Origin of the sequence: Roseburia inulinivorans DSM 16841, from assembly GCF_000174195.1 — a bacterium.
In the GTDB taxonomy this organism is placed as follows: domain Bacteria; phylum Bacillota; class Clostridia; order Lachnospirales; family Lachnospiraceae; genus Roseburia; species Roseburia inulinivorans.
In genome coordinates, this window is sequence record NZ_ACFY01000022.1 from 1 (window position 1) to 24,494 (window position 24,494).

The 24,494-nt window shown below is 44.0% G+C and carries 20 protein-coding genes, 2 tRNA genes and 2 pseudogenes; all 24 read right to left on the reverse strand.

Annotation, left to right across the window (positions count from 1 at the left end):
* Positions 1–12: 12 nt before the first annotated feature.
* The 24 genes and pseudogenes from ROSEINA2194_RS02000 to ROSEINA2194_RS23415 all read right to left on the reverse strand — a co-directional run bounded on the left by ROSEINA2194_RS02000 (position 13) and on the right by ROSEINA2194_RS23415 (position 24,445).
* Positions 13–1,134, reverse strand: coding sequence for a C40 family peptidase (locus ROSEINA2194_RS02000; protein WP_007882769.1), 1,122 nt, complete (start codon positions 1,132–1,134; stop codon positions 13–15).
* A gap of 174 nt (positions 1,135–1,308) precedes the next feature.
* A complete protein-coding gene (locus ROSEINA2194_RS02005) occupies positions 1,309–2,232 on the reverse strand; it encodes a bifunctional riboflavin kinase/FAD synthetase (RefSeq protein WP_007882770.1) in 924 nt (307 codons plus the stop codon).
* On the reverse strand, positions 2,229–3,164 hold the full coding sequence (gene truB, locus ROSEINA2194_RS02010) for a tRNA pseudouridine(55) synthase TruB (protein ID WP_007882771.1): 936 nt from the start codon (positions 3,162–3,164) through the stop codon (positions 2,229–2,231). Before truB ends, ROSEINA2194_RS02005 begins: the two co-directional genes overlap by 4 nt.
* A 19-nt stretch (positions 3,165–3,183) precedes the next feature.
* Positions 3,184–4,137 carry a DHH family phosphoesterase gene (locus ROSEINA2194_RS02015; RefSeq protein WP_007882772.1) on the reverse strand — a complete coding sequence of 318 codons (954 nt, stop codon included), beginning with the start codon at positions 4,135–4,137 and terminating at the stop codon, positions 3,184–3,186.
* A 2-nt stretch (positions 4,138–4,139) separates the two neighbouring features.
* On the reverse strand, positions 4,140–4,514 hold the full coding sequence (gene rbfA / locus ROSEINA2194_RS02020; protein WP_007882773.1) for a 30S ribosome-binding factor RbfA: 375 nt from the start codon (positions 4,512–4,514) through the stop codon (positions 4,140–4,142).
* A gap of 16 nt (positions 4,515–4,530) precedes the next feature.
* Positions 4,531–7,485, reverse strand: a complete 2,955-nt coding sequence (infB, locus tag ROSEINA2194_RS02025) for a translation initiation factor IF-2 (RefSeq protein ID WP_081453856.1) — start codon at positions 7,483–7,485, stop codon at positions 4,531–4,533.
* A gap of 17 nt (positions 7,486–7,502) precedes the next feature.
* A complete protein-coding gene (locus ROSEINA2194_RS02030; RefSeq protein WP_021924172.1) occupies positions 7,503–7,823 on the reverse strand; it encodes a L7Ae/L30e/S12e/Gadd45 family ribosomal protein in 321 nt (106 codons plus the stop codon).
* Positions 7,810–8,085, reverse strand: coding sequence for an RNase P modulator RnpM (gene rnpM / locus ROSEINA2194_RS02035; RefSeq protein WP_007882777.1), 276 nt, complete (start codon positions 8,083–8,085; stop codon positions 7,810–7,812). The genes ROSEINA2194_RS02030 and rnpM overlap by 14 nt, the downstream gene beginning before the upstream one ends.
* Before the next feature lie 16 nt (positions 8,086–8,101).
* Positions 8,102–9,259, reverse strand: a complete 1,158-nt coding sequence (nusA, locus tag ROSEINA2194_RS02040) for a transcription termination factor NusA (protein WP_044926942.1) — start codon at positions 9,257–9,259, stop codon at positions 8,102–8,104.
* A 36-nt stretch (positions 9,260–9,295) separates the two neighbouring features.
* Positions 9,296–9,763 (reverse strand): ribosome maturation factor RimP, encoded by a 468-nt coding sequence (rimP, locus tag ROSEINA2194_RS02045; RefSeq protein ID WP_021924174.1) that lies wholly within the window; start codon positions 9,761–9,763, stop codon positions 9,296–9,298.
* A 231-nt stretch (positions 9,764–9,994) separates the two neighbouring features.
* Positions 9,995–10,066: transfer RNA gene (locus tag ROSEINA2194_RS02050), tRNA-Glu, on the reverse strand.
* Positions 10,067–10,147: 81 nt separating this feature from the next.
* Positions 10,148–12,136, reverse strand: coding sequence for a methyl-accepting chemotaxis protein (locus ROSEINA2194_RS02055; RefSeq protein WP_044926944.1), 1,989 nt, complete (start codon positions 12,134–12,136; stop codon positions 10,148–10,150).
* A gap of 161 nt (positions 12,137–12,297) precedes the next feature.
* Positions 12,298–12,369: transfer RNA gene (locus ROSEINA2194_RS02060), tRNA-Glu, on the reverse strand.
* A 147-nt stretch (positions 12,370–12,516) separates the two neighbouring features.
* A pseudogene (locus tag ROSEINA2194_RS02065) lies at positions 12,517–13,964 on the reverse strand (4Fe-4S dicluster domain-containing protein).
* 186 nt (positions 13,965–14,150) lie between these two features.
* The gene (locus ROSEINA2194_RS02070; protein ID WP_007882785.1) at positions 14,151–15,434 is read right to left on the reverse strand and encodes a dicarboxylate/amino acid:cation symporter; all 1,284 of its coding nucleotides are present in this window, start codon (positions 15,432–15,434) and stop codon (positions 14,151–14,153) included.
* The gene (gene rfbD / locus ROSEINA2194_RS02075; protein WP_007882786.1) at positions 15,424–16,281 is read right to left on the reverse strand and encodes a dTDP-4-dehydrorhamnose reductase; all 858 of its coding nucleotides are present in this window, start codon (positions 16,279–16,281) and stop codon (positions 15,424–15,426) included. Before rfbD ends, ROSEINA2194_RS02070 begins: the two co-directional genes overlap by 11 nt.
* A gap of 177 nt (positions 16,282–16,458) precedes the next feature.
* On the reverse strand, positions 16,459–17,220 hold the full coding sequence (locus ROSEINA2194_RS02080) for an amino acid ABC transporter ATP-binding protein (protein ID WP_007882787.1): 762 nt from the start codon (positions 17,218–17,220) through the stop codon (positions 16,459–16,461).
* A gap of 40 nt (positions 17,221–17,260) precedes the next feature.
* Positions 17,261–17,911 carry an amino acid ABC transporter permease gene (locus ROSEINA2194_RS02085; protein WP_007882788.1) on the reverse strand — a complete coding sequence of 217 codons (651 nt, stop codon included), beginning with the start codon at positions 17,909–17,911 and terminating at the stop codon, positions 17,261–17,263.
* A gap of 45 nt (positions 17,912–17,956) precedes the next feature.
* Positions 17,957–18,760 carry an amino acid ABC transporter substrate-binding protein gene (locus tag ROSEINA2194_RS02090; protein WP_007882789.1) on the reverse strand — a complete coding sequence of 268 codons (804 nt, stop codon included), beginning with the start codon at positions 18,758–18,760 and terminating at the stop codon, positions 17,957–17,959.
* 164 nt (positions 18,761–18,924) lie between these two features.
* Complete coding sequence (locus tag ROSEINA2194_RS02095) at positions 18,925–20,748, reverse strand: response regulator (protein ID WP_044926947.1); 1,824 nt, start codon at positions 20,746–20,748, stop codon at positions 18,925–18,927.
* The gene (locus tag ROSEINA2194_RS20810; RefSeq protein WP_172727034.1) at positions 20,705–20,866 is read right to left on the reverse strand and encodes a hypothetical protein; all 162 of its coding nucleotides are present in this window, start codon (positions 20,864–20,866) and stop codon (positions 20,705–20,707) included. Before ROSEINA2194_RS20810 ends, ROSEINA2194_RS02095 begins: the two co-directional genes overlap by 44 nt.
* A gap of 159 nt (positions 20,867–21,025) precedes the next feature.
* Positions 21,026–21,412, reverse strand: coding sequence for a lysoplasmalogenase family protein (locus ROSEINA2194_RS20035; protein WP_252832534.1), 387 nt, complete (start codon positions 21,410–21,412; stop codon positions 21,026–21,028).
* Between the two features lie 307 nt (positions 21,413–21,719).
* Positions 21,720–23,075, reverse strand: a complete 1,356-nt coding sequence (locus ROSEINA2194_RS02105) for an MATE family efflux transporter (protein WP_007882795.1) — start codon at positions 23,073–23,075, stop codon at positions 21,720–21,722.
* A pseudogene (locus tag ROSEINA2194_RS23415) lies at positions 23,068–24,445 on the reverse strand (RsmF rRNA methyltransferase first C-terminal domain-containing protein). Before ROSEINA2194_RS23415 ends, ROSEINA2194_RS02105 begins: the two are co-directional and overlap by 8 nt.
* Positions 24,446–24,494: the final 49 nt, after the last annotated feature.

Below are 24,494 nucleotides of genomic sequence, written 5' to 3' on the forward strand. Positions count from 1 at the left end.
CATTAAGCCAAATTAATCCTGCAATACACGGACTACTTTTACCGGATTACGGTAGCATGCACCGGAGATTTTGATACCGGTACGAGGGGAACTTGCATGTACCACCTGTCCGTTTCCAATATAGATCGCCACATGATTGATCCTGCTTCCATTACCATAAAAGAACAAATCTCCCGGCTGTGCTTCCGATGCAGAGATGCTTGTTCCGCAGCCTGCCTGCGAACCGGAAGAATGTGGCAGTGAAACACCATAGTTTGCAAATACACTCATGACAAAACCGGAACAGTCAGCGCCTCTTGTCAGGCTTGTACCACCCCACACATAAGGATTTCCTACGAACTGGCATGCATAAGATACCAGATCAACACGGACATCCGAGACACCCTGTCCATATCTTACTTCCGTCATGGTCATAGCTGTTGGAAGCTCGGTATTGATCTCAATATAGTCTGCGGATACATATCCCTCATCACTGTCGATACTTACTTTTACCCAGCCATCTAACTGCTCTACAACCTCTAACTCCTCGCCCATTGGCATAGAAGTCACGATACTGCAGTCTGTATTGGACTCTTCCCTCACGTAAAGAGTTGTCGTTGTTACTTTAGCAACCGTCTCTTTTACCTGCTCTGCCAGAGCGGCCGCCTCATTTCCGATGACCAGATACTCAGACTTTACATATCCGGTGACTTCACCGGACTGGATCTGTGTCCATTCTCCGTCCACACCTAACACTTCACAGGCTGCATGGTTTGGCATCTTACCGACAAGTGTTGCATCGGTTCCCGGTGTCTCACGGACATTTAAGTTACCGGAATCTACCACTGCAATTCCAAGATTCGTATATCCATATACGGATGTCACTTCCTCCTGTGCTGCTGCTGTAAGTTCTGTATCTGTATCAGAAACAGTTGCCACGTCTTCATCACTGGCAAGTGCCTGTGCTGTCACGCTTGCAATACCGGCTGTCACACCTGCGTCGACCGTCTCTGCACTTTCTTCTATTACAGAAGCTGTGGCAACTGCCTTAGCTGTCACATCTTCACTCTGTTTATGATTGTTGATCGCTGCAGTGGAAATAACTAGTAATCCTGCTGCTCCAAGACATATTGCCCTGATATATTTGGATTTCATAATGCCTCCTGAACATCTGCATGTCTTTCTGCTTCTTTTTCATCTTACAAAATATATTTTTCAAACTTTTTACAGTATAACAGTCACTTATTACAATGTCAATCATATTTGTAACATTTTTGTAATATTTGTAGATCCAGATTTTACAAAGTGGCATTTACCTGTCCATTCATCCTATTTCATTTTTGCGAAAAAAGCTCTTGTAAATGCAATGTCATTCATCATCTGTTCCTGAAGTTTTTCAATACTTTCAAACTTGCGTTCTTCCCGGATCATTGTCCGAAATTCAACCGTTACCACTTTCTCATACACATCTTCCCTAAAATCCAGAAGATGTGTCTCCACCCCGACCGGATTATTTCCCTTTATCGTAGGTTTGCACCCTACATTTGTGACACCGTAATACCTTTTATCATCGATAAACACTTCTGTCACATAGACGCCAAAAGGCGGCAGAAGTTTTTCCTCCGGTGGGATCAGATTGATCGTCGGAATCCCGATCGTCCTTCCGATCTGATTCCCGTGTTTTACCATTCCGGTCACAAAATAGCGGTAGCCTAAGAGATGATTGGCTTTTTCAATGTTTCCAGCCATGATCTCTTCGCGGACAAAAGTACTGCTGATATCCCTCTCATCCTCTTTCATTTTCGAGAGAATAAGTGCCTCATAACCATAGACCAGTGCATATCTTTTCAACATCTGATAATCACCGCGTCTGTTGTGTCCAAAATGAAAATCTTCCCCTGCCACGATACATTTTACATTTAATTTTTCTACGAGCATACGGATAAAATCTTCCGGTTCCATGCACATCACTTCTCTCGTAAAGGGACATTCGATGAGATAGTCTATCCCGATCCCTTCAAAAATATGCATTTTCTCCTCGTTCGTGGTAAGCACCTTTGCCTCGATATGCTCCACATTTTTTTTCGGTGGAATATCAAAGGTAAAAATAGCTGCCTTTAATCCTTCCTCCTTTTTCTGCGCAAGTTTTTCCATTAAGAGTTCATGTCCGCGATGGATACCATCAAACTTTCCAAGAGAAATGACAGTCGGTTCTTCGACATGAAAATCCAGTGTATTTTTTATATATTTCATTCTTCCATAAACACTTTCACAGGTTTGAAGTTTCCCCTCTCCTGCTGGAATTCATAGATTCCGATAAAGTGATCCTTTTCATCATAAATTCTGATCGGTTTTTGCTGCATAGATGCCTCAAACGAGCGGATCATCTCCGGCTCGATCCGGTTTCCATTATACAGTACTTTTGCAAACTGCTCCGGCACGACTGCTTTCTGATACTGTGTAAAAACAGAATCCACAGACCGCACAAACGGAAAGTGCGCTCTGCTCCATGCTTCCGGCGGAAGTTCCTTTGTGCACTCCTTCACAAGTTGCTCGATCTCCCCGATTTTTAAGGCATCCTTTAACAAGAACTCAGACACCTGCGTGCGGAGCAGCGATTCCATACAACCGCCGCAGCCAAGTTTTTCTCCGATATCCTGACATAAAGTGCGGATATACGTTCCTTTGGAACAGTGTACACGCATGCGCACCCTCGGAAGCGTAACATCCAGAATGTCAATCGTTAAAATCTTCACAGGTCTTGCCTGACGCTCTACGGTTTTGCCCTCCCTTGCGAGATCACAGAGTTTTTTTCCATTGACTTTCAGCGCAGAGTACATCGGTGGGATCTGCATATAGTCCCCCACAAAAGAAAGGACTGTCTCCCTCACGGCTTCCTCTGTCACCTTCACATCTTTCTCCTCCAGCACTGTACCGGTGATATCCTGGGTATCTGTCACCTTTCCCAATAAGAGCACTGCCTCATATTCTTTGCTTTTATCAGTGAGCAGATCACAGACTTTTGTGGCTTTACCAAGACACACAGGCAACACCCCTTCCGCATCCGGATCGAGTGTCCCTGTGTGTCCGATTTTTTTCTGTTTAAAGATACCACGGAGTTTTGCCACTACATCAAAAGATGTATACCCTTTTTCTTTATATACATTAATGATTCCGTTGACCATAGTGTATCCTTTTTCTTCATTATTTTCTAAAGCTGTTTTTTACTTCTTCCAAAATAGCTTCGATGATCTGCTCCGGTTCTCCCTTCATGGAAAAACCTGCAGCTCTCACATGACCGCCGCCGTCAAACTTCACTGCGATCTCTGACAGGTCAACAAGTTCTTTTGATCTTGTGCTGACCTTAAATTCTCCATCCTCTAACTCATACAAAAAGATGGCAACTTCCACATCCTTTGTCACCCTAAGCTGGCTGACGATCCCATCTAAGTGCTTTGGAAGCACATCATACTCTTGCATCTCCTGCTTCGTGATGACACTGGAAATGCACTTTCCGTCCAGATGCAGAACACTTTTCATCAGGGCAAGTCCCATAATACGGTTCTGGTTATACGTTTTTGTAAAGAATGTCTCGTCGACTATCTTTGGGAAGTTAATTCCTTTTTCGATAAGCTTTCCTGCGATCTCCATCGTTTTTCTGGAAGTGCAGGAATACTGGAAAACACCGGTATCATGCACCATTCCGGTGTAGATACATTCTGCGATCTCCCGGTCAATGCGCTCGTCTGGAAGCAGTTCAAAGATCAGTTCACAGGTGGAGCTTGCATCTGGAAAAATATAGTTATGTTCTGCAAAGTTCTGATTGCTCACATGATGATCCACACAGATCGTATGTTCTGCCGATTCAAAATACTTTGCAGCATTGCCAAGACGCTTTGCATCACCGCAGTCCTGTGCGATAAACAGATCATATTTCCTGTCATCCGGCCACTCACTCAAAATCTCTTCCGAACGCTTCATAAACTTGAAAATATTCGGGATCGGCTCCAAGTAAAGATCGACCTTCACATGTGGAAAATAGTTTTTAATATAATTGTATGTAGCGAGGCAGGAGCCTGCACAGTCGCCATCCGGTCTCACATGACCCGCAATGGCAACTGTTTTTGCATCTGCCAGATAAACATCAAAGTTTGTCATCTCTATTCCTCTGTCTTATCTGCGATATCTTTGGTTACATCATCGATCATTTTTGACATTTTGACACCATATTCAATGGACTGGTCTAAGATAAAGGTGATCTGTGGTGTGTTTCTCAGGTTAATGCTCTTTGCAAGCATGGTTCTGATATAACCCTCTGCACTCTTTAAGCCTTTGATCGTATCCTGCTGGGATTTTTCATCTCCTAAGACACTGATATATGCCTTACAGGTTTTCAGATCCGGAGCTACCTCCACTGCAACTACGCTTGTCAGTGGATTGATGCGCGGGTCTTTGATCTCACCACGGATAATGTTACTTAATTCTTTCTGAACCTCTCCGTTGATCCTGGTATTTTTAATACTGTTTTTTCTCATATTTTATGCCTCTTTTTTATCTAGGAACCTCTACCATGGTATATGCTTCCACAATATCAAGCTCAGCAATATCATTAAATCCTTCAAATACAAGACCGCACTCGTATCCGGCTTTTACCTCTTTTACGTCGTCTTTAAATCTCTTTAAGGAAGCAAGATTTCCTTCAAAGATCTGTGTTCCTTCACGTGAAATACGGACTTTGCAGCCTCTCTGGAACACACCGTCAAGCACATAGGAACCTGCGATGTTACCAACACCGGATGCTTTGAAGATCTGTCTCACTTCTGCATGACCAAGTACTTTCTCCTCATATACAGGATCTAACATACCCTTCATAGCTGCTTCCACATCTTCAATTGCATTGTAAATGACTTTGTAGAGACGTACGTCAACGTTCTCTCTGTCTGCTGTCACTTTTGCAGTTGGATCCGGACGAACGTTAAATCCAATGATAATTGCATTGGAAGCGGATGCTAAGATGATATCGGACTCATTGATTGCACCTACACCGCCATGGATGACTTTTACAACTACTTCTTCGTTGGACAGTTTTACAAGACTCTGTTTTACTGCTTCTACAGAACCCTGTACGTCTGCTTTTACAATAATATTCAATTCTTTTACATTTCCAGACTGGATCTGTGAGAACAGATCGTCTAAGGACATCTTTGCCTTCGTATCTTCGATCAGCTTATTCTTGCTCTCGGAAATATAAGTGTCAGCAAATGCTCTTGCCTCTTTCTCAGAATCAGTAGAAACGAATGTCTCACCTGCTTCCGGGACAGCGGACAGACCAAGGATCTCAACCGGAGTAGATGGACCTGCCTCTTTTACTCTTCTTCCCTGATCGTCGATCATCGCACGGACTTTACCAAAGCAGCTTCCGCAGGCGATTGGATCACCGACTCTTAACGTACCTTTCTGTACTAATACAGTGGCAACTGCTCCGCGGCCTTTATCAAGCTGTGCCTCGATGACAAGACCTCTTGCTTTACGGTTTGGATTTGCTTTTAACTCAAGCACTTCTGCTGTTAAAAGGATCATCTCCAGCAAGTTGTCAATACCTTCTTTTGTATGAGCAGATACCGGACAGAAAATAGTACTTCCACCCCAGTCTTCCGGGATCAGTTCATACTCGGACAACTCCTGTTTTACTCTCTCGATGTTTGCACTTGGTTTATCAATCTTGTTGATCGCAACAATAATTTCAACTCCGGCTGCTTTCGCATGATTGATCGCCTCTACCGTCTGTGGCATAACACCGTCATCAGCCGCAACTACAAGGATTGCGATATCTGTAGAATTTGCACCACGCATACGCATTGCTGTGAAGGCTTCATGTCCAGGTGTATCAAGGAATGTGATCTTCTGTCCGTTGATGGATACCACAGAAGCACCAATATGCTGTGTGATACCGCCTGCCTCTCTGTCCGTCACACGGGTAGAACGGATTGCATCCAGAAGGGATGTTTTACCGTGGTCAACGTGACCCATAACACATACAACCGGTGGACGTGCAACTAATGTCTCTTCTGCATCATCTTCCTCTTTTAAGAGTTCTGCGATCACATCAACCTTCTCTTCCGGCTCACAGATACAGTTAAACTCTAAAGCGATCTCTTCGGCCTGATCGTAATCGATCTCTTGATTGACTGTTACCATCGTTCCTTTTAAGAATAATTTCTTTACGATCACTGACGGCTGTACTTTCATCTTGTCAGCAAGATCTTTGATGGTAAGTTTCTCCGGAAGGACCAGTGTCTTGATAGTCTCTTCTTCCTGTTTTGGCTGTGGCTGCTGCTGTGGTTTCTTCTTGCCGCCATTCTTCTCTAAGTTTATGAAGCGCTCCTGCTTCCTGCTTCCTAAAACATCATAATCGCCGCGCTGTTTTCCGTTGCGGTTCTTGTTGTCACGTTCTCTCTCCCGTGTCTCTTTTCCGCGCATCTCCTCTGCCAATGGTGCAGAATCCTTATTGAACTTGTCGATCTCACGGTCTAATCTTCCACCATTATCTCTTCCGCGGAAGTTATTATTGCGTCCTCCGCTGCGGTCTCCCTGATTGAATCCCTGTCCCGGTCTTCCGTTGTTGAACGGTCTCTGGTTTCCGCCGTTTGGTCTCTGGCCTCTGTTATCTCCCTGACGGGCTGGTCTGTCACCATTGTTACGGTTATTATATCCACCTTCGCCATTATTATTTCTGTATGGACGGTCTCCCTGCGGACGGGCTGGTCTGTCGCCGTTTGCGCGGTTATTGTATCCGCCATTCTGTCCGTTTCTTGCCGGGCGGTCTCCCTGTGGGCGTCTGTTGTCCTGATTTGGTCTGGAGGTCTTCTCCTGCTGACGCATCTGCTCATAAACATTCTCAGTTGGTTTTTTGAAAACTCTCTCCTGTGCTGCCGGTGCAGTCTGTGCAGTTTCAGTCTTAACTTCCTCTGCTTTTGGAGCTTTGTTTTCTGTCTCTTTTCCTGCATTTGGATTGATCAGACTGTCAAAATATTTTCTCATATCATTGCCGGACATCGCTGGTTTTGCCTGACCGGCCGGTCTGTCACCACGGTCATTTGCCGGGCGTCTGCCATCCTGTGATCTTCCGCCTTTTGCTCCCTGGTTCGGTCTTCTGTTATTTCCATGTCCTGCGCCCTGTTTGCTGTACTGTGCGTTAAACACGGCTGTGATGCTGGACTTTTTCTTTGGTCTGTCATGCTCAGCATCTGCTGGTTTCTTCTCCTCTGGTCTCGCTTTCTCCTCTGCCTTTGGTGCAGCTGGTTTTTCTGCTTTCTCTGCGGCAGATTTTTCTTCTGCCTTTGGTGCGGATTTTTTGTACTTTTTACGGATGATCTCCTGCGCAGCATCATCAATGTTGTTGCTTGCGGACTTGATCTCGTACTCTGTACCGCTTAAACTATCTATAATTTCCTGTGATTTTATCTCTAACTCTTTTGCAAGTTCATGAACTCTCATTTTTGCCATATATTCTGACTCCTCCATTATTCAGTTGTTATTGTCTGTTTCAATTTGTCTTCCACGGAATGGGCAAGCCCTTCATTTACAATTGCAAGTGATGCACGAAATTCTTTTCCAATACAGTGTCCCAATGTCTCTTTGTCAGAATAAATATACATTGGAACCTCATAAAAATCGGTCATATTGGAAAACATCTTTTTCGTGTTATCGGAGGAATCTCCTGCCACGATCACAAGATAAGCCCTGCCTTCCTTGACTGCTTTCTCCGTTGAAAACTCACCACTTACGACACTACCGGATTTTGCTGCAATTCCCAACATGGATAAAACTTTATCTGGTCTCAAATTCTTCCATCTCCTTTGTCAGCATTTCGTATACATCTTTTGGAATCGGCATTTTAAATGAGCGTTCTAATCCCTTACACTTAATTGCTTTCTGCAGACATTCGCTTTCCGGGCAAATGTATGCACCTCTGCCATTTTTCCGACCGGTTGTATCTAATATTATCTCATCTTCCGCTGTCTTAATGACTCTTATCATTTCTTTCTTAGGCTTCATCTCTCCACAGCCTATGCATTGACGCATCGGAATCTTTTTATTTGCCATAATCTGCTATCCTCGATCAATTCTCCTCGGAATACTCTGTGTCATCCTGATAGTCTGCATCATTGTACTCGCCATCTTCCTCATAGTATTCATCATCTTCGTACTCATTCTCGTAATCAAAGAAATCGCCGGCTTCTCTCGCCTGTGTCTCACTCTTGATATCGATCTTAAATCCTGTCAGTCTTGCAGCCAGTCTTGCATTCTGTCCTTCTTTACCGATTGCAAGGGATAACTGATAATCAGGAACGACTACTTTTGCTGCTTTCTCTTCTGCATCTGCGATAACAGAAATAACTTTTGCAGGACTTAATGCATTCTCGATGAGCATTGCAGGATTCTCATTCCAGGTGATGATATCGATCTTCTCACCACGGAGTTCATTGACGATTGCATTGACACGTGCACCGTTCATACCAACACATGCTCCAACCGGATCTACATCCGGATCATTCGACCATACTGCGATTTTTGTTCTGCTTCCTGCCTCACGTGCGATTGCCTTGATCTCAACCGTTCCGTCTTTTACTTCGGCAACTTCAGATTCGAACAGACGTTTTACCAATTCCGGATGTGTTCTGGAAACAAGCACTCTCGGTCCCTTGGAGGTAGATTTTACTTCCAGGATATAAACTTTGATTCGCTCTGTTGGCTGGAATACCTCGCCTTTTACCTGCTCATTCTCTGTGAGGATGGCATCCACTTTACCGAGGTTGATGCTCACATTCTTTCCAACATAACGCTGAACGATACCTGTTACGATATCTTTCTCTTTGCTGTAGTACTCATCAAAAAGAACTTTTCTCTCTTCCTCACGGATTTTCTGTAAGATCACGTTCTTGGCATTCTGTGTTGCGATACGTCCGAACTCTTTGGATTTCACTTCTACATTTACAATGTCATCCAGTTCGTATTTGGAGTCGATCATCTTCGCATTGACAAGGCTGATCTCCTCAACCGGATCTTCCACTTTCTCTACAACTTTTTTCTCCTGAAATACATGATATTCACATGTTTCCGGATCAATGTTAACTTTTACGTTTTCAGACTTTCCAAAATGGTTCTTGCATGCAGTGATCAGTGAGTTCTCGATTGCCTCAAGTAAAGTCTCTTTGCTGATATTTTTTTCCTGTTCTAATATATTTAACGCTTCTAACAATTCATTATTCTTAGCCATTATTTTATCCTCCATTATTTTTTCTGTTATTTTACGCTAAAAATCAAAAGCCAGGCGGATCAGTGCGATATTGGATTTTTCAAATACCATCTCTTTTCCGTCTTCCTGCTCAATTGTCACTGTATCGGCATCGTATGCTTTTAAAATGCCGTAAAATTCTTTTTCCCGGTCAATCGCACGGTAGGTTCTGATCTCCAGTTCCTTCCCCATGCTTCTTATATAGTCTTTTTCTTTTTTCAGTGGTCTTCCAAGACCCGGAGAGCTCACTTCAAAGGTATAGGAACCTTCTACATAATCCTCTCTGTCAAGAATCTCATTCATTTCCCTGGATACATCTGCGCAATCGTCGGAAGTGATTCCGCCTTCTTTGTCAATGTAAACCCGTAAATACCAGGTACTACCCTCTTTGACATATTCCACATCCACAAGTTCAAAGTTTCTTCGGTCTAAAATCGGGGTGATGAGTTCTTCGGTGCGTGCTTCATACATCTCTTTTTTCGACATGTGTACACCTCTTCCTTCCATATTCAGTTTTTTCGTGTTCCGTCACGTTGCTGTCTCCTAAACATAAATTGAGAGAGGGTTTTGCCCTCTCTCAATCAAGTCAACGTGTTAACATAAATAAAGTAACACTCTTTCTTCTATTTTGCAAGCTTTTTATTAAAAAAAGCATTTAAAAATGCCAGAAACATTGTTTCTGGCATTCCGGGTTGGGCTGTTATAAAAATAACAGAGCAGTTCGTAGGGGAATCGAACCCCTGATTCCGCCGTGAGAGGGCGGCGTCTTAACCGCTTGACCAACGAACCATGCTTGCATAATATAACATAGCAAAAACAAAAATGCAAGCATTATTTTATATTTTTTTACATTTTTCTGATTTAACCGGCTTACACTGTAAACTGATCCATGATCTCATTCAGTTTTGTCACAACATTGTGCAGGCTTTCGATCGCAGTATGGATATTTTCCATCTCCACGCTCTGCTGGTCAACTTTTCCTAAAATATCCTGACTGGATGCAGCCAGTTCTTCTGTCTCGGAAGAAATATCTGAAAACCGATCCACAACTTTTGCTTTATTTGAATTCAAAATTCCTACTGCACCTTCCAGTCCCTGAACAGCTGCACCAACATCATCGATCTCCTGATTGATCTGTTCAAATACGGCACGGGTATCACCCATAACTCCCATACACTTTTCTGTCTCATCTTTCATGGAGAACATCTGACTGCTTACCACTTCAATTTCTTTCTGGATCTCCAGAATAATAGCAGTGATGTTGGTAGTGGCATCACTGGTCGCACGTGCAAGCTTACCGATCTCTTCTGCAACAACAGCAAATCCCTTTCCGGCTTCTCCGGCTCTTGCAGCCTCAATACTTGCATTCAGTGCCAATAAGGACGTCTGCTCTGCAATACTGTTGATTGTCTGCGAAATATCATCGATCGTGCGCGAGCGTTCTTCCAGATCAGCCACTGTGCTGTATGCTTCATCCTGAAGCTTTCTCGTCTTTTCAAACTGCTCTCCCAGCAGTTCGATTGCCTTGACACCTGTCTCACTCTGTGCCATTGTCTTCGTCGCACTGTTATTCATATTGGCTGTGTGCAATGCAATCTCGTCAATCTCCTTCGCAAAATCGTTCAACGACATATTGGCTGTCTGGATCTGGTCTGCCTCCTCACTGACTGCTGACAACACCTCATTGATCAGGTTCTTGACATAAACATTATTATCCAGCAGGGTAGAAACGGAAGAATTCACAATATCATACTGCTCTGACAAATTCGTGGAGGAGTCGCCCATCTGCTGTATAATATGTCCGAGTGTCTTCTGCAGTTCCAGCACATCATGGTTCATTCTTCCAAGCTCATCCTTCTGTCTGTTTTCCTTGATGTCAATTTCCTTTAAATTCAGTTCCTGTAAATGATTGATCTGCTTCTGGATCTTCAGAATCGGTTTTGTTATGCTTCCGGCATACAAGATCACAAGTACTGCTGCAATTACCGATGACAGGACAGTAACCACAACGAGAACCATAAGCATTTCGTTCGCTGCACTGTTATAAGCGGCAACAGGTGTGACCAGAACCTCTTTCCATCCGCTTCCTGCAACTGTGGCAGCCTTCAGGTATTTTGCCTTGCCGTCATAGTCCGTAAATGCTCTCTGGGACGTCATTGCCTTCTCGTATGCTCCGCCGATCAGATCGCTTACATTCACTACATTCTCACCAGTTGATATAAACTCACTGTTCGGATGCATTAAAATGGCGCCATTCTCATTATAAATAAAACTGTAACTGCCATCCGAAGTATCGGTGATCTCGTTCATCATATCAAACAATGTGCTCAGCTTCAGATCCATATTGACTACGCCTTCCATGTCGGAGCCTGTATGGAACATCTTAGACACACTGATGATCAATTCTCCAGTGACTGCATCCACATAAGGATCGCCAAAATACTTCTCTCCACCTGCCGCTTTTGCATCCGTATACCACGGTCTTCCCGTACAGTCCCATCCTGCTTCCGGTTTCCAGCCAGTACCGTCAATAAACAGCTTATTTTCAAAACCTACATTGACATTGATCGCATTCACGTTATTATTTGTGTACTGTTCCATAACCGGGCGGATCGTCACCTCATCGATCAGGCTCTTTGCCTCCAAAAAGGTACATGCTGCATCCACATCACCTGTATTTTCCTGAAGCCAGCTGTCGATCATAGACGCATAATACTCTGCCTGCTGCTCATGCAGCCTGTCGTTTGTGTCTGTCAAAGCAGACCTGCTGAAAATGGAAGACACTGCCATTGCAATTGCCAGACATCCCACACATATCAGCAGAAAAAATAATGTTAATCTTGTTCTGATACTTTTCAAACCCCATGTTCTCCTTTGTTCTTCCCCAGTTTTCACAAAACTCTTTCAAAACTGCTTATTTTCTCTAGTATAGCACTCTTCCACCGATTTGCAAAGTACAAATCGCCTTTTTGTACATCAAAAAAGGAAGCATATAAATATGCTTCCTTTCATGATAATAGCAGTTCGTAGGGGAATCGAACCCCTGATTCCGCCGTGAGAGGGCGGCGTCTTAACCGCTTGACCAACGAACCAAGTACTCATTTAATATAACACATGGATAAGGATATTGCAACCTTTTTTTCACTATTTTTCAAATTTTTTATAAAAAATATTAAATTGAAACAAATCGTACAATTCAAGAGCCCGCAGCAACTGCTGCGAGCCCTGTAAAATCAACATTATTCACGATGCATAGAGAAACTGTCCATATCATAATTCTTTAAGTTTCGTGGATTCCGCGTCCATCCGCATTGCTGATCAATGCATCCCTGTTCTTCTTGGAAGAGATCTGATCGTTGAATGCACTTGGTCCGCCGACACATCCGCCTTCACATACCATACCTTCGATGAAGTCTTCCGGCAATCTTCCGGCTTTCATTAATAACAGCGCTTTCTTACACTCTGCTGCACCATTACACTTGCATACCTTTGCATCAATCTCATCTTCAGATTCTTTTAAGCTCTGAAGAACTGCTGCAGTCACACCGCCTGCATTGGCAAATCTCTTACCGTATACAGAAGATTCCTGATAGCTGTTCTCATCCGGTTCTAATGCCACACTCTTCGCTTTCATGATGGCACGGATCTCAGAATAAGTTAATACATAATCTGCATTGCCTTCGATCTTCTGGTCTACCACCTCGGATTTCTTAGCGATACATGGTCCGATAAATACGGTAACTGCCTCCGGATCTTTTGCTTTGATCAGGCGGGATACTGCTGCCATCGGAGAAATCGTGGTAGAAATATTGTCTGCAAGCTCCGGAAAATGATGTCTTACCATATTGACAAATGCAGGACAACAGGAAGTTACTTTCTTCTTGCCTTCTTTGTAAGCTTCTGCCCACTCTTCTGCCTCATAAGCAGCTGTCATATCTCCGCCGAGACCGACTTCAAAGAAACCATCAAAACCAACTGCCTCCATTGCTTTCTTCCAGCTGTTCATCGTGATATCATCACCGAACTGTCCCTCTGTTGCAGGAGCTGCCATTGCATAAACTTTTTTATTGGATTTTAATGCTTCAATTACATTTACAATATAGGTCTTAGATCCGATCGCACCGAATGGACAGCTGTGGATACATTTTCCACAACGGATACATTTCTTCTCGTCGATAACGGAGATTCCGTACTCGTCATATGTAATTGCATTGACCGGACAACTGAATTTACATGGTCTCTTTAAATGTGCGATCGCATTGTACGGACAGGCCTGAGCACATTTGCCACACTCTTTACATTTCTGTGGATCAATGTGGGAACGAAGTCTTCCCGGCTCGATCGCACCAAATTTACATGCATTGATACATGCCTTTCCAAGACAGTTCTGGCAGTTTTCTGTCACTGTATAACTGGAAATCGGACAATCTTCACAGGCAGAACTGATCACCTGGATCACATTACCGTCATCTACTGGTCCAGGAGCTTTTCCTTCTGCCAGTCTGACTCTCTGTCTGATAATCTCTCGCTCTTTATAGATGCAGCAGCGGAACTGTGCTGCTGGTCCTGGGATTAATTGGTTTGCAATGTAGTCTTTCTTCTCCTCAAGCTCACCTGCAAATGCAAGTTTTGCCACTTCATAAAGTACATCGTGTTTAATTTTGATCACATTTTCATCAGCGTACATTGTAAATACCTCACTCGTTTTTGTTCGTTAATTTTTTAACCATCTAAGACATTATATCGAAAATGTATGGAATTACAAGTACCTCTGATGTTTTTATTATAATACATAAGCTTTTTGTGCAAAGTAACAATTTCACTTATCCTTTTTTGTGCAATTATTCCGTGACCGTCTGAAACAGTCTGTCCCCTATTTTCGTCTGTAATAAACATCGCGGTCAACCGCCTTATTCCAGGAGGCAACGATCGTCGTGCAGACAGCGTCCCCTGTGATGTTGACAGCGGTACGTGTCATATCCAGGATCCGGTCAATTCCCATGATCAGCGCGATTCCCTCGATCGGAAGTCCAACGGAATTAAATACCATGGTCAATGTGATCAGACCCACACTCGGCACTCCGGCGGTTCCGATGGAGGCAAGCGTTGCGGTTCCAATGACAGTGAGGTAATCCATCATGTCAAGCGGGATTCCAAATGCCTGTGCGGTGAACACAACCGCCACACCCTGCATAATCGATGTTCCATCCATGTTAATGGTCGCTCCGAGCGGGATCGTGAAAGATGAAATCTTTTTCGAAACACCCATTTTTTCCGCAAGCGTATCAATATTCATTGGAATGGTTGCATTCGAAGTTGAGGTTGAGAATGCAAACGCCATAACCGGGAAGAAATTCTTGATGAAAATAAACGGGTTGAGCCCTGAAAATATTTTCAGCAATCCGAGGTACACCACAAAACACTGCACTGCGAGTGCAAGCAGAACGCAGAACATATATTTTAACAATGGGATGAACACCTCAAAACCGATCTCTGCAAATGTTTTTGCGATCAGGCAGAACACTCCGATCGGTGCAAGCTTCATGACAGCCATCGTCATTTCCATCATAATATCATTGAACTGTCCAAAGAAGTTCTTCACAATGTCAACACGGTCTCCCATGTTTGCGAGAATCACACCGAGGATCAATGCAAACACAATGATCTGCAGCATATTTCCCTCGCTTAAGGAATTAAAAATATTGACCGGGATAATGTCTAACAGTGTTTCTGTCATGCTCATGGACTGTGTTGTCTCACTCACGGTGGAAGTCACCTGGATCTGTGACATGTCAAGTCCTTTTCCCGGATTAAAAATATTGGCGATCGTCAGCGCAACGGTAATCGCAAGCGCTGTCGTACACAGATAAAAAATTAGTGTCTTCACACCGACGCTTCCAAGCTTTTTCGTATCTCCCACTGCCATGCTTCCGCAGACGATGGAGCAGAATACAAGCGGAACGACGAGCATACGCATCAGACGGATAAATCCCTGTCCGACAATATAAAAGACACCCTGCACAATGATATCATCCACCACGTAGTTCGATGGAATCACATAGTTGATGATCACACCGGCCAAAGCTCCTGCAAGAAGCGCAATAAAGATCATCGTGGTAAGGCTTATCTTTTTCTTCTTTTGAACTCTATTCTGCATGATATAATCCCCTCTCTTCCAGATATTCTCTCAGGGAATCCTGCCAGTCTGGGAAATCATAAATCGGAACCATGCTCATAATAAAATTATCGAGCACCGCATACGCCGGTCTCACCTTGGAAAAATCCGACATGACAGTTGGAACCGGCTGCATGGAAGCCGTCTTTCCTGTCATTTTCAAAATTTCCTGTGCAAACGCATAACGGCTGCACACGCCCTTGTTCGTCGCATGGTAAGTTCCGTACTCGCTTGTATGCACAAGATGTAATAAAAATCTTGCCAGTTCGTTTGCGCTCGTCGGTGATCCAAACTGGTCGGAGGCAATCGATAACTGCTCGCCTGCGTCCACTTTTTTTAAGAAACCATTGATAAAATTCTGTCCCTTTCCATACACCCAGGTGCTCCGCACGATAAAATGTTTTGTTGTGAATTCTTTCACATAGTTTTCCCCCGCAAGCTTGGACTTTCCATAAACCGTTCCCGGATTTGTAATGTCAAATTCTGTGTAAGGCTCTGTGCTTTTGCCGTCAAACACGTCATCTGTGGAAAGCTGTACCATTTTTGCCTGCATTTTTGCTGCAACGATCGCCAGATTTCTGGCTCCCAGTGCATTTACTTTAAACGCCTGCGAAGGATTTTCCTCACAGGAACTGATATCCGTCATACCGGAACAATTGATGATGATGTCCGGGCGGTTCATCTCGCCAAAACGAAGTACTTCATCTGTATCCGTCACATCAAGGTCATCCACATCTGTATCTAACATTTCAAATTCCAATTTATCCACAACATCATTCACTGCCTGGCCAATCTGACCGCGGGCACCACATACCCAGATTTTCTGCATCACTGTTCCTCCATTTTCTCTTCTAGTATTTCTCAAAGCATAGAAAAAGATGTGAGTTTATGATTCACATTACATCTCACATCTTTTTACCGTTCTTTATTATATTGATCCACGCATTTGATGTCAAATATTTTTTCCATGCAGGACAGATGATTTTTTATACAAAACATGCGACCACTACGCCATGTCATGATATTTTCCAAGGAACTCCCTCGTTCTCTGATTTGTCGAAGTAAATAATAACTCCGGTGTCGTCTCCTCCACGATCACACCTTTATCCATAAAGATCATACGGTTTGACACATCTTTTGCAAAGTTCATCTCATGCGTGACAATGACCATCGTCATTTTTTCCTCCGCAAGCTCCCGGATGACTTTTAGGATCTCAAGCGTCAGTTCCGGGTCGAGCGCGGAAGTCGGTTCATCAAAGAATAATATTTCCGGCCGCATGGCAAGTGCCCGCGCAATGGATACCCTCTGCTGCTGTCCGCCGGAAAGCTGACATGGATAGGCATCTTCCCTGCCGCTTAATCCCATCTTCTCCAGTAATACCTTTGCTTCTGCAACAACCTCTTCTTTTTTCCGCTTCTGAACACTGACCGGGGCATCAATGATATTTTTTAAGACAGAATAATGTGGAAACAGGTTAAAATTCTGGAATACCAGTCCAAAATGTCTCTGTATCTTTTTCAAATCTGCCGGTTTCGCATAAACCGTTTTTCCATTGATACTCTCTGCCGCCTTTTCCCCCATATACGTTAAGCTTCCGTCATCCATCTGCTCTAACAGTGTCGCACATCGCAGCAGGGTGGATTTTCCGGAACCAGAAGGTCCGATGATGGAGACAACCTCGCCCTCTGCAACGCTTAAACTGATATCTTTTAAAACTTCGTTTTCGCCGAAGCCCTTTTTTACATGCTGCATTTCCAGTAAATTCATATCATTTCCTCTTTGCCTTAATTTTACTACGATTGTATCTCTAATGATAATAACTCATCTTTTTCTCAAAAAATTCCATGATAAATGCCACCACATAGTTAAAGACATAATAGAATATCGCGGCTGCCACAAACGGGATCATGCTCTTCTGTGAAGCTGCCAGTGCCTTTGCCTGTGAAAACATCTCTGCATAAGCAATGGAAAACGCAAGCGACGTGTCTTTTACCAGCGTGATCACCTCATTGGTCACGGACGGAAGAATACGCTTGATCACCTGTGGAAGGATGATCTTTACAAATGTCTGTGTTTTTCCATAGCCTAATACTTTTGCCGCCTCATACTGTCCAACCGGCATGGACTCAATACCACCACGGTATATCTCTGCAAAATATGCAGCATAGTTGATTGCAAATGCGATCACAACCGCATATGCGCGGTAGCTTGACGAAATATTCACGCCGAAAATATAGTATGGTCCAAAATATACCACCAAAAGCTGTAGCATTAAGGGTGTTCCACGCATAATGGAAATATATATTTTGGTGATCGTTCTTATCACAACATTTTTTGACATTCTTCCGAAGGCTACCAGAAGTCCAAGCGGCAGTGAAAAAATAAGTGTTAATAAGAAAATCTGAATTGTTGTCATCATCCCGGAACCAAGCTGGGAAATCATTACCTGAAAGCTCATATAAAAAGAACCCCTATCTTTTTCTACTGTAAAACCAATGCGCTGTTATTTGCCGAGCGTGCAGACATCATAACCGAAATATTGGTTGGATATTTCTGCGAATGTGCCGTCCTCTACCATCTCTAATAAAGTGCTCTGCACCTCATCGCGAAGTGCTGTGTTCCCAAGGAAAAATCCAACCGCATACTGTTCTGAGGAAATCGTCTCATCTAAAATCTGATACTGATCTTCTTTTCCCTCAATCTGGAACTGTGCGACACCGATATCTATCGCAACAGCATCGACTGCGCCAGACTCAAGATCCATAAATGCGGTGTTGTATTCGCCTACCGATAAGAGCTGTGCAAAGGAAGCCATCAGATCTGCATGTTCTTCATCGTTTAATGCGGTCTCTGCGGCAGACTCTTTCTGTACCTCCACCACTTTTCCTGCAAGATCCGCAAGTGTGTTAATTCCGGAATCTTTCTTTACCACAACCACCTGGCTGTTGTCCATATATGGATCTGTCCATGTATACTGATCTTCACGTCCATTCATCGTAAATCCATTCCAGATACAGTCGATCGTACCGGCTTCTAACTCCATATCCTTTGCATCCCAGTCGATCGGCTGTAACACAATCTTTTTGCCCATACGCGCTGCACACTCCGTCGCCATCTCAATGTCAAACCCTGTAAATTCGCCATCATCCCCCACATAACCAAACGGCGGAAAATCCTGGTCAAATCCAACAGTAAATGTATCTTTTCCGTCTGCTTGATCCGTTTTTGCTGTATCAGTGGAACCTCCACACGCTGTCAGCGACAATGTCATCCCTGCAACAAGTAATAATGCCATAAATTTCTTCATAAAATCTCCATCCTTTATTTTCAGTTTATTACCACGCTACCACATTAAAGTGTCTGCTTATAACCTATCACAGAAACGGATTCGTTGTCAAGCACAGCTTCTCTCTTTTCAAACATTTCCTATTGCATAAAAAGCAGGAACACGCAATGTGCTCCTGCCCTTTCTTACAGAATATATTTTTCCATTGTCTGATACAACAGCTCTCTCTGTACCGGCTTTGTGATTCTTTCATTCATGCCTGCCTCATGCACTTTCACGATATCCTTTGCCATCGCATTTGCAGTGACTGCCAGAATCGGGATATCCGATGCGTCCGGCTTTTTGCTGCCTCGGATACTCTTTGCTGCCTCATACCCATCCATGATCGGCATATTCAGATCCATAAAAATCATGTCATAATAGTAATCCGGCATATTCTGATAGCGTGAAAGTGCCGCTTCCCCATTGTCGGCACATTCTACTTCTGCGTTGACTGCCTTCAGAAATCCCTGAAAGACCTCTGCGTTGACTGCATTATCCTCTGCCAGCAGTGCCCGCTTTCCGGTAAAATCATAGTCCTCCGTTTTATTTTTCTCTGCCTCCGGCACGCTGCAGATCTCTGAGATCAGACTGTATACCTGAGACTGCAGCACCGGTTTTTTCAGGATATAATCTACACCCGCCCCGCGCATCTCTTCCTCATAATCCTCTGTATCATAGGAAGATGTAACGATTTTTAATGTATCACGGTCAAAGATCTCCCGCATTTCCCTGACCAGTTTTTTGCCATATCCCCCCGGCATCTGCCAGTTGACAAAACAGATGTCGTAGCCTTCCCCTCGTTCATACGCTTCTTTGAGTATCCGGATGATCTCCTTCCCGTCTGTCGAACTGTCATACCGGATCCCGAGTCTCGTCAGCGTCGACATCATATAATGCAGTGCGATCTCATCATTGTTTACCAGAAAAACTTTTAATGATCTGAACTTACGTTTCTCCCGCACAATACTTTTTCCAATTTCAAATGGAATGTCCACGATGAATTTTGAACCCACATTATATTCGGATGCCACATCGATCGTTCCGTGCATCTGTTCGACAATGCTCTTTATGATTGGAAGTCCCAGACCGCTGCCACCGTAATATTTTCCGTTTTCATGCTGTTCCTGCTCAAACGGTTCCCAGATTTTTTCCAAAGCTTTATCCGAAATCCCACATCCGGTATCACGCACTGTAATATGTAAAACCGTCCTGCTGTCATCCACATCCAGCTCAGACATGCACACCTCAATGGTTCCGCCCTTCTCGGTAAACTTAAACGAATTTGAGAGCAGATTCACAAGCACCTGCTTGACACGGATTGCATCTCCGATCAGATATTCATGTGTCACATTGTCAACCCTGAAATAAAAATAGATCCTTTTCATTCTGCACTGGGAATAAAAAAGACCAGAGACCTCCGACACGACCTCATTGAGTGAAAACGCCACATGACGGATCGTCATTTTTCCATTGTCAATGGCTGCCATATCCAGCACATCATTGACCAGTTCCCACAGATACTCCGCCTGATAACGGATCTTCTTAAAATCCTCCCGGACTTCTGCATCTTTATAATGGGCAAGCTGTGAAATGCCCAGAATTCCATTGATCGGTGTGCGGAGTTCATGGGACATCCTTGCAAGAAACAGTTCTTTTGCCCTGCCCATCTCCTGCTCTTTCTCTAACTGTGCCCTGATCTTCTCCCGTTCCAGAATATATTTTTCCACAAGATTATGAACTCTTTTTTTCACGATGGCCGGATCACACGGAGAAAAAATATACTCATCCGCTCCCGCTTCTAACGCTTTAACCTCTGTTTTCTCATCAATTGCAGTTTTTGCGACGATCGGGATATCCGCATACTTATCCTGCTGTTTCATCTCCCGGATCACTTCAAATCCATCCATCACCGGCATGCAAAGATCAAGAAGAACAATATGTACCTTTTGTTGTTCCAGTTGTTCCATCGCCTGTTTCCCGTTTTTCCGCCTCCAGAATCTGATATTCGTCTTTAAAGATTTCTGCAAACGAAATGCGTTCCACTTCCATGTCATCTACAATGAGCATTGTCAGTTGTCTGTTCATATCTGATTCGTACCTTCCTGATTCGATAATGTATCATCTCTTTAGCTATTATACATAATTTTTACATAAAAAAGCGTTTTTTTTGTTTTTTTTCACAAAAATATGCATTATCTGGCATCTTCTAAACATGATACAACATTTTTCGACAAAGAATCTGCCCTATGGGCAAAGCAGTGGACTGACTGCCAGAAGAAAAATTCCCACATAATAAGTGGTAAGGTTAAACAGGTGGACTTTCCGGCTCTTATTTTTATAAAAATAAAGAAACAGAATGGAAATATCTGAGATCATAAACAGAAAACTTCCCACCGCACAGACGATGTGCCGCATGTCAGGGATACTCACTGCAATATGCATGCTTTTTGCAAACAGGTATGCAATAAAAAAAGTGTAGACTAAAATGCATGGCCGGAGTCTTCCGGTATGAAAGCTGCCCATTCCTGTCACTGCAAAAATCCCGATCACCGCTATGACCGGAAACACCATATCTGCAACTGCCGGCGGCTGCATCCGGTCCAGCCACCGGATAAAGAACAGATGCCCCATTAAAAATGTGACAAGTCCCAACAAAAAAAGTCTCTTTTTTTTGTATCTTATTATAAAAAGCAAGTATTACATCTCCTGCAAAGCAGCAGACAAACGCCGGAAGCATCAGCCAGAAATCCAGAATATCCCGACTGACAACTGCTGCTGCCAGAAACACAGACACAAACGCTGCACTCTGCAGTGTCTTTACAAGCACATAATTTTTCTTATAATCCGGCTTTTTCACCTGATTTAAAAACCATAGAAACAGCACTCCATAAAAGACTGCCATTCCCAGAAACCATATCCAACGCTCCATAGAAAGCTCCTATTTTTGTTTTCCAAATAATACCGGGTTTCCTGCTGCCGTCACGATCAGTGGGATCACCATGCAGATCCATATGACCGGTTCTGTCCAGATGACTGCCCAATAACCAAACCTACGCACAAAAACCAGCGTGAACACCACTTTTCCCGCCAGCTCTATAAAACTTGAAAAGACGGGCGTCCTCTGATCTCCGATTCCCTGCAGCGAATTGCGCAGGATCACAATAAACACACAGACCACCTGAAAAGACATATCGTACACCAGATACTGTGTGCCCCAGTAAATGACCTCCTTATTCTTTGAACTTGCAATAAAAGAGATCAGATACGGTGATATCGTATGCGATAAAATAAAAATAATCACACTGAACACACAGCCGATTCCAAGCACTGCCTTTAAGCCCTGCCGGATCCTGTCATACTTTCCGGCTCCGTAATTCTGTCCACAGTAAGTTGCCATGGAGGCGCCAAAAACGCTGACCGGAAGACTGAAGATTTCAAACACTTTGCGCGCCGCTGTATGTGCCACGATAATGTTCGTTCCAAGTTTATTGATTCCCGTCTGCAAGATCAAAGTACCGCAGTTTACCAGAGATGACATGAGTGCCATCGCCAGTCCGTTCTGATACAGAATTCTCATGCGTTCTCTCTCCCACTCCAGATCATTCTTCGAGATGTGAAGGATTGGGAAACCGGACTTGATACGCAGAAAGCATAATACTGCTGAGACCAGTTGTGACAGCACCGTCGCACAGGCAGCTCCTGACACGCCCATGGAAAAGCCGCCGATAAAGAGATAGTCAAGCACAATATTTGTGACCGCCGCAATGACCAGAAAGATCAGTGGTGTCACGGAATCCCCGATTGCCCGGAGCATATCCGCACACAGATTGTATGCCAGTGTAACAAACATGCCCCACACTAAAATCCTGATATAATCATGTGCCATGCAAAACTGTTCTTCCGGAACATTCATGGCATGAAGAATCGGATTTAAGAAAAGCAGTACTGCAAAAATGATCACAACCGCCGTCATCATTCCCAGCATTATGGAAGACGCCACATTTTTCTTTAAAAGTTTCTCATTCCCACTTCCATAGTTTTGTGCGGTCACAATGGAAAATCCCAATGTAAAGCCGCTGAAAATTCCGGTCAGAAGATTATAAAGGATCGACACGGAGCCAACTGCCGCCAATGCCTCTTCCCCTAAAATACTTCCGACGATCTTGGTATCGATCAGACTGTACATCATCTGGAACAGTCTTCCCAAAAAGACAGGAATTGCAAATAATAAAATCAGTTTTAACGGATTACCCTCTGTTAAATTTAAAGTTTTTCCTGTTTTCCCATCAGCCATTTTTTCGAAGTCCCTTCGGGTAATGATTTTTTAAAATGCCACCGGCTAACTTGCCCCAGCCAATGCTGTAACCATCCACAGTCACTAAATACCAGCCCTTTTCTCCGTCCATATTCAGGGTCTGTCCATTTAAGTATGCTTTGACCTGTGGGCTGTCGCTCTCTAAGCTGCACACGTGCTTTACCTGATCCGGTCTTAACGCTAACGCCAGTGCATGGGACGGCTCGAAACGGTTCTTTTTTAAGGTTCCCAGATGCAGTCCCGGGCGGAGCACTTTCAGATTCCGGATGGACGGCATTCCCTCCGGCATCCGATAAAGCTGGTCGCCGAATTTCAGAAAATTGCCTGTTATATTTTTAACAAGGTTTTCCTCTGCAAATGCAAAAAATTCCCTGCACTCTTTCTCATTGATTCCCTTCTCCACACCGTTTCTGCAATAGCCCTGACAGGTTCTGGATAAAACACCCGCTTTCTGTAAGACAGCGAGGTAATGCCCTTCACCTTTTTAAATGGTGCGGCCACAGACGGATGGTGTGTTCTAAACCATCCGCCGGATGCTCTGTCCACGCCGGCACACCCGGCATCATACCGTCTTTTTTCTCCACCGGTAATATTGAAAATTCCGGGTGGCGCTCTAAAAAGCGGCTGATACTGCCTTCATTCTCCGTCGGGGCAAACGTGCAGGTCGAATACACAAGCCGTCCGCCCGGCTTTAACATCTCCGCTGCGCAGTCTAAGATCTCCGCCTGTCTTGCGGCACAGTTCTCTACATTTTCCGGACTCCACTCATCACAGGCATCCTCGTTCTTGCGGAACATTCCCTCACCGGAACACGGTGCATCCACTAAAATACGGTCAAAATATTCGCGGAAATTATCCGAAAGTTTCTGTGGTGTCTCATTTGTCACAAGCGCATTGCACACGCCCATGCGCTCGATGTTCTCAGACAGGATCTTTGCTCTCGCCGGATGAATCTCATTGCAGACGATCAGTCCTTCCCCCTGCATGGAACATGCAATCTGTGAGCTCTTGCCTCCAGGTGCGGCACACAGATCTAAAATGCGCTCTCCCGGTTCCGCCATCAGATACTCCGCCGGAGCCATCGCACTCGGCTCCTGGATATAGTAAACGCCCGCCTCATGATACGGATGTCTGCCGGGCTGATCATTCCCACTGTAATAATAGCCATTCGTTGTCCACGGCACTCTGTTTAAAGAAAACGGCGCCTGCAGCAAAAAAGTATCCCGCTCTGTTTTCAGTGGATTGATTCTGAGTGCCTGATATTTCGGCAGATCATAGCTTGCATAGAATGCTGCGTACTCCTCTCCGAGCATTTCTTTCATACGCACACAAAATTGTTCTGGTAACATAATTTCTCTCCGTCCTGTTTTTCCTGTGATTGATTCATTTTCATAATTC

Bases quoted from the DNA above. Each gene is read 5' to 3' on its own strand.
- ROSEINA2194_RS02095 (WP_044926947.1), bottom strand. From the start codon at position 20,748: ATGGAACAACTGGAACAACAAAAGGTACATATTGTTCTTCTTGATCTT.
- nusA (WP_044926942.1), bottom strand. From the start codon at position 9,259: ATGGCTAAGAATAATGAATTGTTAGAAGCGTTAAATATATTAGAACAG.
- ROSEINA2194_RS02000 (WP_007882769.1), bottom strand. From the start codon at position 1,134: ATGAAATCCAAATATATCAGGGCAATATGTCTTGGAGCAGCAGGATTA.
- ROSEINA2194_RS02090 (WP_007882789.1), bottom strand. From the start codon at position 18,760: ATGAAGAAATTTATGGCATTATTACTTGTTGCAGGGATGACATTGTCG.
- ROSEINA2194_RS02105 (WP_007882795.1), bottom strand. From the start codon at position 23,075: ATGGCTGATGGGAAAACAGGAAAAACTTTAAATTTAACAGAGGGTAAT.
- ROSEINA2194_RS20810 (WP_172727034.1), bottom strand. From the start codon at position 20,866: ATGAACAGACAACTGACAATGCTCATTGTAGATGACATGGAAGTGGAA.
- rnpM (WP_007882777.1), bottom strand. From the start codon at position 8,085: ATGGCAAATAAAAAGATTCCGATGCGTCAATGCATAGGCTGTGGAGAG.
- rimP (WP_021924174.1), bottom strand. From the start codon at position 9,763: ATGTCGAAAAAAGAGATGTATGAAGCACGCACCGAAGAACTCATCACC.
- ROSEINA2194_RS02080 (WP_007882787.1), bottom strand. From the start codon at position 17,220: ATGAATTTACTGGAAATGCAGCATGTAAAAAAGGGCTTCGGCGAAAAC.
- ROSEINA2194_RS02015 (WP_007882772.1), bottom strand. From the start codon at position 4,137: ATGACAAACTTTGATGTTTATCTGGCAGATGCAAAAACAGTTGCCATT.
- truB (WP_007882771.1), bottom strand. From the start codon at position 3,164: ATGGTCAACGGAATCATTAATGTATATAAAGAAAAAGGGTATACATCT.
- ROSEINA2194_RS20035 (WP_252832534.1), bottom strand. From the start codon at position 21,412: ATGGGGCATCTGTTCTTTATCCGGTGGCTGGACCGGATGCAGCCGCCG.
- rfbD (WP_007882786.1), bottom strand. From the start codon at position 16,281: ATGCAGAAAATCTGGGTATGTGGTGCCCGCGGTCAGATTGGCCAGGCA.
- ROSEINA2194_RS02085 (WP_007882788.1), bottom strand. From the start codon at position 17,911: ATGAGCTTTCAGGTAATGATTTCCCAGCTTGGTTCCGGGATGATGACA.
- ROSEINA2194_RS02005 (WP_007882770.1), bottom strand. From the start codon at position 2,232: ATGAAATATATAAAAAATACACTGGATTTTCATGTCGAAGAACCGACT.
- ROSEINA2194_RS02070 (WP_007882785.1), bottom strand. From the start codon at position 15,434: ATGCAGAATAGAGTTCAAAAGAAGAAAAAGATAAGCCTTACCACGATG.
- rbfA (WP_007882773.1), bottom strand. From the start codon at position 4,514: ATGAGAAAAAACAGTATTAAAAATACCAGGATCAACGGAGAGGTTCAG.
- infB (WP_081453856.1), bottom strand. From the start codon at position 7,485: ATGGCAAAAATGAGAGTTCATGAACTTGCAAAAGAGTTAGAGATAAAA.